This window comes from Pseudomonas sp. URIL14HWK12:I6 (assembly GCF_000514195.1).
Classification (GTDB): domain Bacteria; phylum Pseudomonadota; class Gammaproteobacteria; order Pseudomonadales; family Pseudomonadaceae; genus Aquipseudomonas; species Aquipseudomonas putida_A.
The window spans coordinates 104,987-117,612 of record NZ_AZVL01000014.1 but is presented as its reverse complement, the minus strand read 5'-3'; the positions used below and the strand labels follow the sequence as shown (position 1 = coordinate 117,612).

Sequence of the window (12,626 nt, the reverse complement as noted above, 5' to 3'; positions counted from 1 at the left end):
TCAGAAGCTCACGTCAGCGCTGTTGATCAGCCGTGCAAATGCTCCGCCGAGGGTGGCGTTATGGTGCTCAATGATGACGTGGGCGGGTAATGCCGGGGTGTCCATGCAAGTGTGGGCGTCGGCCACCAGCAACGGCTTGAAGCCAAGATCCGCAGCGGCGCGGCAGGTGGCGTCGATGCAGAACTGGGTCTTCATGCCGACCAGGTACAGATCTTCGACGTTTCGGCTTTTAAGTTGCTGCGCCAGATCGGTGCCATGGAAGGCGTTGGGTCGGGACTTGTCGAACACGTGGTCGGACTCGGCATTCAGGTCAAGTTCCAGCAGCAATTGCCAGAAGGGGCTACCGGCGGCAATCGGCGAACCTGTCGGGCCGGTGTGGCGCACGGCGTAGATCGGCACGTGTTGCTGGCGTGCCTGGCGGATCAACTGCTGGATGTTGGCGAGCACACGTTCGCCGTCGTGGGGTTTTTCCGGGCCATGGAACAGACCGACCTGCATATCGATGATCAACAATGCTGCGGACATGATGTTTCTCCTTGAGGGCTGCAAAAGCCGCACGGACGGGAGAAACAACAAAGCCCCGTCCATTGCTGGCGGGGCCTTGGGTTCACTGCGCTGGATTCATCTCAGGCAGCAACACCACGACCCGCCGGTGGCGGTCGTGGTGGTACGGGTGAGGTGCAGCGGGCGAACGTTCATGCCGCCGATCATGCTGGCGGCGGCGAAGGGCTGTCAACTGGCGTATTGAGCGATGCCGTTGCCGAACGACCAATTCTCCTTTTTTACTTCCACCAGATTGATGAACACGTCTTCCATGCGAATGCCCAGTTGGGTGTTCAGGCTGTGCGCGATGGTCTGGTACAGGGCTTTTTTCTGCTCCAGCGTCCGCCCTTCATTGAGGGTGATCTGGATGATCACCAACTGATCGCTGCGCTGGATGCCCAGGTACTGCGGATCGAAGATGAAATGTTCGCCGTCGTGCTCGTTGAGAATCTGGAAGTTGTCGTGCTCCGGCACGTTGATGGTGCTGCGCATGGCGGCGTAGATCTGCTTGCCGATGCGTTTGGCGAAGGTGGGGTCAGAGTGTTTTTTGATTTCGACGCGGACGAGGGGCATGGGCAGAGACTCCGTTGGGTAGGGGACTTGTCTCACGCTAGAACATGTCGGCCAGATTGAAAGTGTGGGGTGATGAGCTCGCCGCTGTTTTTGTACGAGGCTACCTACGTTTTTCGCGGATTTTGCCTACGAATTTGGCGGATGCGTCTGCTACCGGAATGGTGATGAACGCGAAATCATGGGGGCACAAAGTAGCTTGGGCAGTGACTACCAACAGCCAAGGAAGGCAAATGCTTCAAAACAATCGAGAACACCTGGAACTCGAAAGGATAATGAGTGAAATACGGAAACTGGCGGCCGAGAGAAAAAAGCTTATAGCGGAAGAAAAGAAGTTGAGGTGGGATACGTATTTTTATCCGTTTGCGGTAGTCACTGGGGTGTTGACCGCAACAGCAGCCGTAGTAGGACTTTCACTCAAGTTTTAAGTGTTCGCGTTTGTACCATTCAGACCCCTCTCTAAAAAAGGACATCACCATGAGTACATTTGACCGTCAGGCCATGATTGAACGGGCAGATCGAGAATACGATGAGGACGTTGAAAGAATGCGCATCAAAAACAAGGGCGATATGTACCCAATCTGGGGAATGCTAGCGTTCGGCCTGTTTTGCATGTCACTCGGATTCATGCTGGCTCGATCGATCTGATCAAATCTTCCCGCTCGTATTCCATTGAAACTTGCCGGAAAACGACATCTAACGTATCTGGAGCCGACAGCCATTTTCCCGAAAACGACAACCCGCTGATCTGCTCCGTACAACCATTCCTCAGCTAAGTCTTTGCTTCTGCTCATTTATCGCGGAGAATCGCGCCCCTGTTTCGGCCGGAGCATGTCTGTCGGTTTTTTCCGACGCGTCCTGACCGAGTGGCAAGTGACCGGAATGCGGAGATCCGACCGGATGAATGATCAGGCCAATAGCGTCGACGCACGCTATGAAGCGGCAGCACCAGCTGAACTGTCGAGCTGGAATCGCCATGACACCACGTGGATGTTGGGACTGTTCGGGACGGCCATTGGCGCCGGTACCCTGTTTTTGCCGATCAACGCGGGTCTGGGTGGCTTCTGGCCGCTGGTGATCCTCGCGCTGCTGGCCTTCCCGATGACATTCTTCGCTCACCGCGGCCTGACCCGCTTCGTGCTCTCCGGTCGCGAAGGCGCCGACATCACCGAGGTGGTCGAGCAGCATTTCGGCATCAAGGCCGGCGCGCTGATCACCCTGCTGTACTTCTTCGCCATCTTCCCGATCCTGCTGATCTACAGCGTCGGCCTGACCAACACGGTCGCCAGCTTCCTCGAACACCAACTGCACATCACGCCGCCACCGCGCGCGCTGCTGTCGTTCGTGCTGATCCTCGGCCTGCTGGCCGTGGTGCGTTGCGGCGAGCAGGCGATCGTCAAGGCGATGAGCCTGATGGTGTATCCGTTCATCGTCGCGTTGCTGTTCCTCGCGGTGTACCTGATTCCGCACTGGAATGGCGGCATTCTTACGACCGCTTCGCAAGTGCCGGCACCGTCGGCACTGCTGCACACACTGTGGCTGGCGATTCCGGTGATGGTGTTCTCGTTCAACCACTCGCCGATCATCTCGGCCTTCGCGGTGGACCAGAAGCGTCGTTACGGTGCCAATGCGGAGCAGCGCAGCTCGCAGATCCTCTGCCGCGCCCACCTGCTGATGGTGGTGATGGTGCTGTTCTTCGTCTTCAGTTGCGTGCTGACCCTGTCGCCGGAACAACTGGCCGAAGCCAAAGCGCAGAACCTGTCGATCCTGTCGTACCTGGCCAACCACTTCAGCAATCCGGCTATCGCTTTTGCGGCGCCGTTGATTGCCTTTGTGGCGATCTCCAAGTCGTTCCTCGGCCACTATATCGGTGCCAGCGAAGGCCTCAAGGGCCTGATCGTCAAGAGCGGCAAGCGTCCGGGCGCCAAAGCGCTGGATCGCATCGTCGCGGCGTTCATGCTGGTGGTGTGCTGGATCGTTGCAACCCTGAACCCGAGCATTCTCGGGATGATCGAGGCCGTCGGCGGTCCGGTGATTGCGGCGATCCTGTTCCTGATGCCGATGTACGCGATTCGTAAAGTACCGGCGATGGCGCGCTATCGCGGTCAGGCGTCGAACGTATTCGTTACCCTGGTCGGTCTGGTGGCCATTTCGGCGGTGATTTATTCGCTGACGGCGTAAGCCAAAGCGCCAGAGACTCAGCTACAGTGGCCGCTGTGCGTGATACGCACAGCGGCTTTTTTTCGTCTGGAGACAGTGGATTGTCGAGCGCGCCCCAATCAGTAGAGCCACCCAATCGCTGGCAGGACATCCTCGCCGGTCTGTCGATTGCCGGTCTGCTGTTGCCCGAAGCGGTCGCCTATTCGACCATCGCCGCACTGGCGCCCCAGGCCGGGGTGATTGCGCTGTTTGCCGGGTTGCTGTGCTATGGGTTGTTTGGCACCAGCCGCTTTGCCATTGTCTCAGCCACGTCTTCGTCAGCGGCGGTGCTGGCGGCGGCCACCGCGACCATGGCCAATGGCGACCCGCAGCTACGCGCGACGCTGGCGGTCGGGTTGGTGCTGGTCACCGGTGGGCTGTTCTTGCTGGCGGGGATCTTTCGTTTCGGCAGCGTCACTGCGTTTATCGCCAAACCGGTGCTGCGCGGCTTCGCCTTCGGCCTCGCGCTGACCATCATCCTCAAGCAGGTCGCCAGTGTGGTCGGTGTGCATCTGACCGATGCCAATCTGGTGCGCTTCGCCCCGCAACTGCTCGAACAACTGCCGCAGTGGAACTGGCCGGCGGCGGCCGTCGCAGCGGTGGCGTTGCTGCTGTTGGGACTGTTCTCGCGCTTTCCACGGGTGCCAGGCGGTTTGCTGGTGGTGGTGATCGGCATCGTCGCCGGACAATGGTTGAACCTTCCGGCGTATGGCGTGAACATGATCGGTTTGATCGACCTGAGCCTGGAGATGCCAAGCCTGCCGTTGCTGCCGTTTGCCGACTGGCTGCGGCTGGGGGAGGTGGGGTTTGCGCTGGTGATGATTCTGTACGCCGAGTCGTACGGCTCGATCAGTTCGTTCGCCCTCAAGCACGGTGATCGTGTGACCTCCAACCGCGATCTGCTGGCGCTCGGCGCAGCGAACTTGTTGTCCGGATTGTTCCATGGCATGCCGGCGGGGGCCGGGTATTCGGCGACGTCGGCGAACGAGGCCGCCGGCGCGACTTCCCGCTGGGCTGGTGGGGTGGCGGCGCTGGTGGTACTGGTGATCGTGCTGACGGTGCTGCCGTGGATCGCCCTGACACCGGAGCCGATTCTGGCGGCCATCGTGGTTCATGCGCTGGCGCGGGGCTTGAGTCTGCAGCCGCTGGGGCGCTATTTCGTCTGGCGCCGGGATCGGCTGCTGGTGCTGTGCGCGGTGGGGGCGGTGCTGGTACTGGGCATTCTCGACGGCTTGCTGGTGTCGGTGGCCATCAGCGTGTTGCTGATGCTCAAACAGATGTCGGCGGCGGACATTCAGGTGCTCGGTCGGATCGACGGCGGGCATGATTTTGTCGATCTGCAGCGTCACCCAACGGCGGTGACTGAGCCGGGAGTGCTGATTGTGCGGCCCAGTGAAGCGTTGTTCTTTGCTAACGTCGAGCGAGTTCTTGGTGCAGCTTTGCACTTGATTCGTCATTCGGACGTGGCGCTGCACACGGTGATTCTCAGTCTGGAGGAAACCCCGGATCTGGACGGCACCAGCATCGAGGCGATCCAGGAGTTCTTCCTGCGGGTGCATCAGGAGGGCAAGCGCCTGATTCTGGCGCGACTCAAGCATGAGGCGCTGGCCGTGTTGGAGGCGTTGCCTGAAGTGCAAGCAAATGGCGTGACGCTTAGCGGGCTGAGCGTTGATGGCGCGGTCCGGCAAGCCCTCAAACTCAACACTTAACCCCCCTGTAGGAGTGAGCCTGCTCGCGATAGCGGTGTGTCAGTCGATACAAATGTATCTGACACACCGCTATCGCGAGCAGGCTCACTCCTACAGGGGACGGTATTCCAAGGCATAAAAAAACGCCGCGCATCTCACGATGGGCGGCGTTTTCTATTGCTTTGTAACGTTAGGCTTGAACGACTGGAATCTTGGCGTTCGCAGCAGCTTCACGGAACTCGGCGATCTGGTCGAAGGACAGGTAGCGGTAGACATCGGCCGCCATGCTGTCGATCTTGCCAGCGTATTCCATGTACTCCTCGACGGTCGGCAGGCGACCCAGGATCGAAGCCACGGACGCCAGCTCGGCCGAAGCCAGGTAGACGTTCGCGCCGTCGCCCAGACGGTTCGGGAAGTTACGGGTCGAAGTCGAGACCACGGTGCTGTTCGGCTCAACGCGTGCCTGGTTACCCATGCACAGCGAGCAGCCTGGCATTTCCATGCGTGCGCCGGCCTTGCCGTAGATGCCGTAGTAGCCTTCTTCGGTCAGTTGGTGAGCGTCCATCTTGGTCGGCGGCGACAGCCACAGACGGGTAGGCAGCTGACCCTTGACCTGATCCAGCAGTTTACCGGCAGCGCGGAAGTGACCGATGTTGGTCATGCACGAACCGATGAACACTTCGTCGATCTTCTCGCCAGCCACGCTGGACAGCAGACGGGCGTCGTCCGGATCGTTCGGCGCGCACAGTACCGGCTCGTTGATGTCGGCCAGATCGATTTCGATGACTTCGGCGTATTCGGCGTCGGCATCGGCTTCCATCAGCTCAGGGTTGGCAATCCAGGCTTCCATCGCTTGCGCGCGACGTTCCAGGGTACGTGCATCGCCGTAGCCTTCGCCGATCATCCAGCGCAGCAGGGTGATGTTGGACTGCAGGTACTCGGTGATCGACTCTTTCGACAGCTTGATGGTGCAACCGGCAGCCGAACGTTCGGCCGAGGCGTCGGACAGTTCGAACGCCTGTTCCAGGGTCAGACCTTCCAGGCCTTCGATCTCCAGGATGCGGCCGGAGAAGGCGTTTTTCTTGCCTTTCTTCTCGACGGTCAGCAGACCGTTCTGGATGGCGAAGTAAGGGATGGCATGAACCAGGTCACGCAGGGTGATGCCAGGTTTCATTTTGCCTTTGAAGCGCACCAGGATCGATTCCGGCATGTCCAGCGGCATGACGCCGGTGGCAGCGGCGAACGCGACCAGACCGGAACCGGCCGGGAACGAGATGCCCATCGGGAAACGGGTGTGCGAGTCACCACCGGTACCCACGGTGTCCGGCAGCAGCATGCGGTTCAGCCACGAGTGGATGATGCCGTCGCCCGGACGCAGGGAAACGCCGCCGCGGGTCATGATGAAGTCAGGCAGGGTGTGGTGGGTGGTCACGTCGATCGGCTTCGGATACGCCGCGGTGTGGCAGAAGGACTGCATCACCAGGTCAGCGGAGAAGCCCAGGCACGCCAGGTCTTTCAGTTCGTCACGGGTCATCGGACCGGTGGTGTCCTGAGAACCTACGGTGGTCATTTTCGGTTCGCAGTAGGTGCCAGGACGAACGCCTTTGCCTTCTGCCAGACCGCACGCCTTGCCGACCATTTTCTGCGCCAGGGTGAAGCCCTTGGTGCTTTCAGCCGGTGCTTCCGGCTTCTTGAACAGATCGAATGCCGGCAGACCCAGTTCGGCGCGAGCCTTCTCGGTCAGGCCACGGCCGATGATCAGCGGAATACGACCGCCGGCACGGACTTCATCCAGCAGCACAGGGGTCTTCATTTCGAAGGTGGTGATGACTTCGTCGGTACCGTGCTTGCAGACTTTGCCAGCGTGCGGGTACAGGTCGATCACGTCGCCCATGTTCATGTTCGACACGTCGAACTCGATTGGCAGTGCGCCGGCATCTTCCATGGTGTTGTAGAAGATCGGAGCGATTTTGCTGCCGAAGCAGAAACCGCCAGCGCGCTTGTTCGGCACGTAAGGGATGTCGTCGCCGAAGAACCACAGCACCGAGTTGGTTGCCGATTTACGCGAGGAACCGGTACCGACCACGTCACCGACGTAGGCGATCGGGAAGCCTTGACCGCGCATTTCTTCGATCTGCTTCATCGGGCCGGTCTTGCCTTGCTCGTCCGGAACGATGCCGTCACGGGCCATTTTCAGCATGGCCAGGGCGTGCAGCGGGATGTCAGGACGCGACCAGGCGTCTGGCGCAGGGGACAGGTCGTCGGTGTTGGTTTCGCCGGTGACCTTGAATACGCGCAGGCTGATCTTGTCGGCCAGGACAGGACGCTTCTTGAACCACTCGCCGTCAGCCCAGGATTGCAGCACGGCCTTGGCGTGAACGTTGCCGTTCTTGGCTTTTTCAGCCACGTCGTGGAAGGCATCGAACATCAGCAGGGTGTGCTTGAGTTCTTCGGCAGCCACTGGCGCCAGCTCGGCGTTGTCCAGCAGTTCAACCAGAGTCACGATGTTGTAGCCGCCCTGCATGGTGCCGAGCAGTTCTACAGCGCGCTTCTTGTCCAGCAGAGGGGAGGTGACTTCGCCTTTGGCCAGGGCCGACAGGAAACCGGCTTTGACGTAAGCGGCTTCGTCCACTCCTGGTGGTACGCGATTGGTGATCAGGTCAACGAGGAAAGCTTCTTCGCCAGCCGGAGGATTCTTCAGCAGCTCGACCAGGCCTGCAGTTTGTTCGGCGTTAAGCGGCTGGGGAACGATACCCAGGGCTGCACGCTCTTCGATATGTTTGCGGTAGGCTTCAAGCACAGTTATTACCCTCATCAGTGGTCCCAAATGGGTGTCCGGGACGCTCATCCCGAAATTGCCGTACTCATGCACCGCACGACGTTGTGGGTCGTTTGGCCAGAATTACCGGCAATTCCTTACAGAAGCTGCTTTCAAAGTTTTACGCCTGCAGAACGGGGAGCTGATGAGGGTTGGCGTTGGGCTTTTCCCCGCTGGAAAAACCCTTCGCCAACACCGCTCTGAAGGAACGACTGTGCTCGTGACGCTTTGAAAACAGCTTCTAACGGACATTGGCGCCTTAAAAGGCTGGCTGATTCTACGGCAAAAAAAATTTAAAGGTAAGTCGCGCTCTATTGGACTTTGGTGGCGTTGTGCGCGGGCGAGGCAAACCGCGAGCCAGCGCTTGCCCCTGACGTTTGAGGGGTGATCAATGCCCGACAAAGGGCTAACATGCCGGCCTGTTCCGCGTTTCAGTGTTTTGCCAATTTATGCCCAATCAGACCATCAAGACCCCCTGCGTCGGCCTCTGCTCCACTGTTTACGGAGATCTGGTGTGCCGTGGCTGCAAGCGTTTCCACCACGAAGTGATCCACTGGAATGGTTACGGCGAGGAGGAAAAGCGTGCGGTGTGGTTGCGTCTGGAGCAATTGCTGTCACAAGTGATGGCGAGCAAGGTCGAGATCTTCGATCCGGCGCGCCTTCGCCAACAGCTGGAGCAGCGCAAGATCCGCTTCGTGCCGCATCAGTCGGAATATTGCTGGGCCTATCAGCTGATTGCGCGCGGGGCGCGGGTGATCATTAATCTGGAAGCCTACGGGATGGTGTTGCTGCCGGAGTTCCGCGACTGGAACCTGCCGGAGTTGCGCGATGCCATTGATCGGGAATTTTTCCTGCTGTCGGAAGCGCATTATCAGCGCTACATCGCCCCTGGCTTCCTGAAAGACGCCTTCGGCGCCTGAAGATCAAAAGCTTCGCGAGCAAGCCCGCTCCCACAGGAGATTGCATTCCAATTGTGGGAGCGAGCCTGCTCGCGAAGGCGCCGGTTCAGGCACCGTAATCCTCAGTGCTTCACCGCCAACTCCACCAGATGATCCTCAACCTCCTGCGGCTTGAGCACCAGCACGTCGCTTTCCAGTGCATCCAGCACCACTTCGGCGGTATTGCCGATCAGTGCGCCCGACAACCCGGTCCGCGCCACGGTGCCGATCACGGTCACTGCCGCTTGCAGTTTGTGCGCCATGAACGGAATCAGCACATCCGCCGGGCCTTCCTCGATGTGCAGGTGTTCGTCGTCCACATCGAACTCGGCCTGAAACGCCTTGCACTGTTCGCGGTATTTCGCCTCGATGGTTTCCTTGAGTTGAAAGGTCGGATCCGCTGCCGAGAGCATGGGTGACGGATGCGCCGTGATCACATGCAGATGCGCCTTGGCGAGGCTGGCAATGTCGTAGCCGTGATCAATGATCGTGGTGTGCAAATGCCGGTGTTCGCCATCGGCATTGCCCACGTCCACGGCCGCAAGAATCACCCGGTCTTTCCAGGAAGTGGATGTTTTTACCAATAGCACCGGGGTCGGGCAGTGGCGCAGCAGTTTCCAGTCCGCCGGCGTCAGCAGAGCCTTTTTCAGCGCACTGTCGGGATAGTGCTGCTTGATCACCAGCCCGCAGCCTTCGGCCTGCTGCACATCGATGATGGTTTCGTGCAGGCTCTCGTTCCACGCCTGTTCGGTGGTCGCGCTGTAGCCATCCGCCAGCAGCGCGGCTTTGAGCACGCCGAGCATGCCGGCGTGGTCGTGCTTGCGGTCGCACACCAGCAGGTGCAGATGGGCCTGGGTCACGCCGGCGATCAGCTTGGCGCGCTTGAGCGCCAGGCTTTCCGAATGTTCGGGTTCGATGACCACCAGAATGCTGCGAATGGCTTGCATGAGCGGAGTCTCCAGCAAAGAAAAGGCACGGCGTTGCACAACTATAGTTGCTGCTCATGCGCCTGCGACTTGATACATATCAACGCCTGCGACTGGTGGTCTGCGGGCAGGCCGGTATAATCGGCGGCCTTTGCTCGTACACTTTTTACCGTGAGCCCCATGATCCTTCCCGAAATCCACGAATTCCTTGGCTGCCGCACGCCCGACGCCTGGGTCCAGGCGGCACTGGCCGATCAGGAAACCCTGCTGATCGACCACAAGAACTGCGAGTTCAAGGCCGCCAGTACCGCGTTGAGCCTGATTGCCAAGTACCATTCCCACGTCGACCTGATCAATATGATGTCGCGTCTGGCCCGGGAAGAACTGGTGCACCACGAACAAGTCATGCGCCTCATGAAACGCCGCAAGATCGAGCTGCGCCAGTTGCACGCCGGGCGTTACGCCTCGGGCCTGCGCAAAGTGGTGCGCAGCCATGAGCCGGTGAAACTGGTGGATACCCTGGTGGTCGGTGCATTTATCGAAGCGCGCAGTTGCGAGCGTTTCGAAGCGCTGGTGCCGCATCTGGACGAAGAACTCGGCAAGTTCTATTTCGGCCTGCTGAAAAGCGAGGCGCGGCACTTCCAGGGTTATCTGAAACTGGCTTACCAGTACGGCGACGCGAAGGACATCGCTCAGGTGATCGACAAGGTGCGTGCTGCCGAGCAGGAGCTGATCGAGTCGCCGGATGAAGAATTCCGCTTTCACAGTGGTGTGCCGGCCGCGGCCTGAAACACAAACTGTTAAAAACTCTTAAGAGTATGAAATATCACCGAAAACCGGCCCCTGCGGCCGGTTTTTGCTGCCCGAAACAACGCCTCGCCGACGAATCCCGCCATACTGTCGCCCACTTCACACATGGGTTGGCAGACGGTCGTTATGGATAACCTGGGTTTTGGCAAAGTCCTGCTGGTCGAAGACGATGAGCGTCTGGCCACGTTGATTGCGCACTTTCTCGAACAACATGGCTACGAGGTGCGCGCGGTGCATCGCGGTGATCTGGCAGTGGCCGCGTTTCTCGAGTTCCAGCCCAAAGTGGTGGTGCTCGACCTGATGCTGCCGGGGCAGAGCGGCCTGCACGTGTGCCGGGAAATCCGCAGCGTGTCGGACACGCCGATTGTCATCCTCACCGCCAAGGAAGACGACCTCGACCATATTCTCGGCCTGGAATCCGGCGCCGACGACTACGTGATCAAACCGATCAAACCGCCGGTACTGCTCGCTCGGCTGCGCGCCTTGCAGCGGCGGCAGATGCCGGAAGCTGGCGTGGTCAGTGCGCTGGAGTTCGGGCGCTTGAGCATCGATCGCAGCTGTCGCGAAGTGCGTCTGGCCGGCGAGATCATCGAAATGACCACCATGGAATTCGAGCTGCTGTGGTTGCTGGCCAGCGCCGCGGGCAAGACCTTGTCCCGCGATGACATTCTCAACCGCATGCGCGGCATCGCCTTCGACGGGCTCAATCGTAGCGTCGACGTGTACATCAGCAAGTTGCGCAACAAACTCAAGGACAACCCACGCGAACCGGTGTGCATCAAGACCGTGTGGGGCAAGGGGTATCTGTTCAATCCGTTCGCGTGGGAGCTGTAGATGCTGCGGTTATTCCTCGGGCTGTTTCTGGTGATGACGGTGGGCCTGGTCCTGGCCCTGCAAACTGTCGAGCGTACGTTCGATGCCTTGCTCGACTATCAGATGCAGGATTACAACCGCGAGGCGGTGCGTGGTCAGGCCTGGACGCTGGGGGAGTTGCTGCGCAACCTCGACGGCCCGGCCCGTGAAAAACAATTGCAGGCCCTGCGCCCGCACTATGGCCTGGGGTTGACCTTGGTCGACGCCGATCAACTGGCGCTCAGCGACGAGGAAAAAGCCGAGCTTGCTCAAGGCTTGCTGGTGATCCGCGACAAATACACCCAATACATTTCAGCCATCGACGGCGGCTCGCAACTGCTCAGCATCCGCTTGCCCGCCGAACCCAGCCTGATGCCGTTCTACATTGCCGGTGCCTACTTGATGATCGCCGTGCTGATCGGCTGCGTGCTGTTTTTCTGGGTGCGCCCGCACTGGCGCGATCTGGAAAAACTGCGTCTGGCCGCCGAGCGCTTTGGCGACAACGATCTGTCGGTGCGCATTCAACTGTCCAAGCGCTCGAACATTCGCGATCTGGCTGAACACTTCAACCTGATGGCGGCGCGCATCGAGAGTTTGATCGCCAATCAGCGTGAGCTGACCAACGCGGTGTCCCACGAGCTGCGCACGCCGATTGCGCGATTGTCGTTCGAACTCGACCAGCTCAAGCAGCAACCGGACGCCAGCCAGAACCGCGAACTGATCGCCGACATGTACGCCGACCTTGGCGAGCTGGAAGAAATGGTCTCCGAGCTGCTGACCTACGCCAGCCTCGAACGTGGCGCGACGGTGATCAAGTGCGAAAACATTCAAGCTGCCAACTGGCTCGACAGCGTGGTCGGCAGCGTGGCGCTGGAGGCGGAAGCGGCGGGGGTGCAGTTGCTGATTGGTGACTGCCTGCTCGACACCGTACGCATCGAGCCGCGCTTTATGGCGCGCGCAGTGATCAATCTGCTGCGCAACGCTATTCGTTATGCCGAGCGCCGTGTCGAAGTGACGCTGGTGCGCAGCGGCGATTACTACGAAGTGCGGGTCAACGACGACGGTCCGGGTGTGCCGGTGGAAGGTCGGGAGAAAATCTTCGAGCCGTTCTCGCGGCTGGATGCCAGTCGCGATCGGCGTACCGGCGGTTTCGGCCTGGGTCTGGCGCTGGTGCGGCGGGTGTCGCAGTCCCATGGCGGGCAGGTCGAGGTCGGGGAATCGGTGTGGGGTGGGGCGTCGTTCCGGATGACCTGGGCGCATCTGGACTGATTTGTGTAGACAG

General features: G+C 59.9%; 12 protein-coding genes. 8 read left to right on the top strand and 4 right to left on the bottom strand.

Annotated features, from left to right (window positions below; all coding sequences use genetic code 11):
• Together H043_RS0119030 and H043_RS0119020 are read right to left on the bottom strand one after the other, a co-directional pair.
• A complete protein-coding gene (locus H043_RS0119030) occupies nucleotides 1–525 on the bottom strand; it encodes a cysteine hydrolase family protein (protein WP_027613181.1) in 525 nt (174 codons plus the stop codon).
• Between the two features lie 207 nt (nucleotides 526–732).
• Entirely contained in the window at nucleotides 733–1,116 is a 384-nt protein-coding gene (locus H043_RS0119020) for a tautomerase family protein (RefSeq protein WP_027613179.1), read from the bottom strand.
• A gap of 44 nt (nucleotides 1,117–1,160) precedes the next feature.
• On the opposite strand from H043_RS0119020, the gene H043_RS30960 reads away from it, so the two are divergent.
• The 4 genes from H043_RS30960 to H043_RS0119000 all read left to right on the top strand — a co-directional run bounded on the left by H043_RS30960 (nucleotide 1,161) and on the right by H043_RS0119000 (nucleotide 5,021).
• The gene (locus H043_RS30960) at nucleotides 1,161–1,541 is read left to right on the top strand and encodes a hypothetical protein (RefSeq protein WP_306460899.1); all 381 of its coding nucleotides are present in this window, start codon (nucleotides 1,161–1,163) and stop codon (nucleotides 1,539–1,541) included.
• A 49-nt stretch (nucleotides 1,542–1,590) separates the two neighbouring features.
• Nucleotides 1,591–1,761 carry a hypothetical protein gene (locus H043_RS30460; protein WP_177325643.1) on the top strand — a complete coding sequence of 57 codons (171 nt, stop codon included), beginning with the start codon at nucleotides 1,591–1,593 and terminating at the stop codon, nucleotides 1,759–1,761.
• Between the two features lie 252 nt (nucleotides 1,762–2,013).
• A complete protein-coding gene (locus H043_RS0119005) occupies nucleotides 2,014–3,294 on the top strand; it encodes an HAAAP family serine/threonine permease (protein ID WP_027613177.1) in 1,281 nt (426 codons plus the stop codon).
• Nucleotides 3,295–3,374: 80 nt separating this feature from the next.
• On the top strand, nucleotides 3,375–5,021 hold the full coding sequence (locus tag H043_RS0119000) for a SulP family inorganic anion transporter (protein WP_027613176.1): 1,647 nt from the start codon (nucleotides 3,375–3,377) through the stop codon (nucleotides 5,019–5,021).
• A 169-nt stretch (nucleotides 5,022–5,190) separates the two neighbouring features.
• On the opposite strand, the gene acnB is transcribed toward H043_RS0119000, so the two are convergent.
• Nucleotides 5,191–7,800 carry a bifunctional aconitate hydratase 2/2-methylisocitrate dehydratase gene (acnB, locus tag H043_RS0118995; RefSeq protein WP_027613175.1) on the bottom strand — a complete coding sequence of 870 codons (2,610 nt, stop codon included), beginning with the start codon at nucleotides 7,798–7,800 and terminating at the stop codon, nucleotides 5,191–5,193.
• 467 nt (nucleotides 7,801–8,267) lie between these two features.
• Between acnB and H043_RS0118990 the strand changes: the two genes are divergently transcribed.
• Nucleotides 8,268–8,738 (top strand): DUF1289 domain-containing protein, encoded by a 471-nt coding sequence (locus H043_RS0118990; RefSeq protein WP_007965774.1) that lies wholly within the window; start codon nucleotides 8,268–8,270, stop codon nucleotides 8,736–8,738.
• Between the two features lie 101 nt (nucleotides 8,739–8,839).
• Here H043_RS0118990 and H043_RS0118985 read toward each other — a convergent pair whose 3' ends face one another.
• The gene (locus tag H043_RS0118985) at nucleotides 8,840–9,703 is read right to left on the bottom strand and encodes a universal stress protein (RefSeq protein WP_027613174.1); all 864 of its coding nucleotides are present in this window, start codon (nucleotides 9,701–9,703) and stop codon (nucleotides 8,840–8,842) included.
• Nucleotides 9,704–9,862: 159 nt separating this feature from the next.
• Here H043_RS0118985 and H043_RS0118975 point away from each other — a divergent pair, with 159 nt between their 5' ends.
• The 3 genes from H043_RS0118975 (at nucleotide 9,863) to H043_RS0118965 (ending at nucleotide 12,613) form a co-directional block, all read left to right on the top strand.
• Nucleotides 9,863–10,471 carry a tRNA-(ms[2]io[6]A)-hydroxylase gene (locus tag H043_RS0118975; RefSeq protein ID WP_027613173.1) on the top strand — a complete coding sequence of 203 codons (609 nt, stop codon included), beginning with the start codon at nucleotides 9,863–9,865 and terminating at the stop codon, nucleotides 10,469–10,471.
• A 147-nt stretch (nucleotides 10,472–10,618) separates the two neighbouring features.
• Nucleotides 10,619–11,326, top strand: a complete 708-nt coding sequence (locus tag H043_RS0118970; RefSeq protein ID WP_027613172.1) for a response regulator — start codon at nucleotides 10,619–10,621, stop codon at nucleotides 11,324–11,326.
• Nucleotides 11,327–12,613 (top strand): ATP-binding protein, encoded by a 1,287-nt coding sequence (locus tag H043_RS0118965; RefSeq protein ID WP_027613171.1) that lies wholly within the window; start codon nucleotides 11,327–11,329, stop codon nucleotides 12,611–12,613.
• Nucleotides 12,614–12,626 lie beyond the last annotated feature (13 nt).

What these genes read in the sequence shown, in the direction of transcription:
- H043_RS0119030 (WP_027613181.1), bottom strand. Translation starts at nt 525, where the DNA reads ATGTCCGCAGCATTGTTGATCATCGATATGCAGGTCGGTCTGTTCCAT.
- H043_RS0118990 (WP_007965774.1), top strand. Translation starts at nt 8,268, where the DNA reads ATGCCCAATCAGACCATCAAGACCCCCTGCGTCGGCCTCTGCTCCACT.
- H043_RS0118975 (WP_027613173.1), top strand. Translation starts at nt 9,863, where the DNA reads ATGATCCTTCCCGAAATCCACGAATTCCTTGGCTGCCGCACGCCCGAC.
- H043_RS30960 (WP_306460899.1), top strand. Translation starts at nt 1,161, where the DNA reads ATGTCGGCCAGATTGAAAGTGTGGGGTGATGAGCTCGCCGCTGTTTTT.
- H043_RS0118985 (WP_027613174.1), bottom strand. Translation starts at nt 9,703, where the DNA reads ATGCAAGCCATTCGCAGCATTCTGGTGGTCATCGAACCCGAACATTCG.
- H043_RS0118965 (WP_027613171.1), top strand. Translation starts at nt 11,327, where the DNA reads ATGCTGCGGTTATTCCTCGGGCTGTTTCTGGTGATGACGGTGGGCCTG.
- H043_RS0119020 (WP_027613179.1), bottom strand. Translation starts at nt 1,116, where the DNA reads ATGCCCCTCGTCCGCGTCGAAATCAAAAAACACTCTGACCCCACCTTC.
- H043_RS0118970 (WP_027613172.1), top strand. Translation starts at nt 10,619, where the DNA reads ATGGATAACCTGGGTTTTGGCAAAGTCCTGCTGGTCGAAGACGATGAG.
- H043_RS0119005 (WP_027613177.1), top strand. Translation starts at nt 2,014, where the DNA reads ATGAATGATCAGGCCAATAGCGTCGACGCACGCTATGAAGCGGCAGCA.
- H043_RS30460 (WP_177325643.1), top strand. Translation starts at nt 1,591, where the DNA reads ATGAGTACATTTGACCGTCAGGCCATGATTGAACGGGCAGATCGAGAA.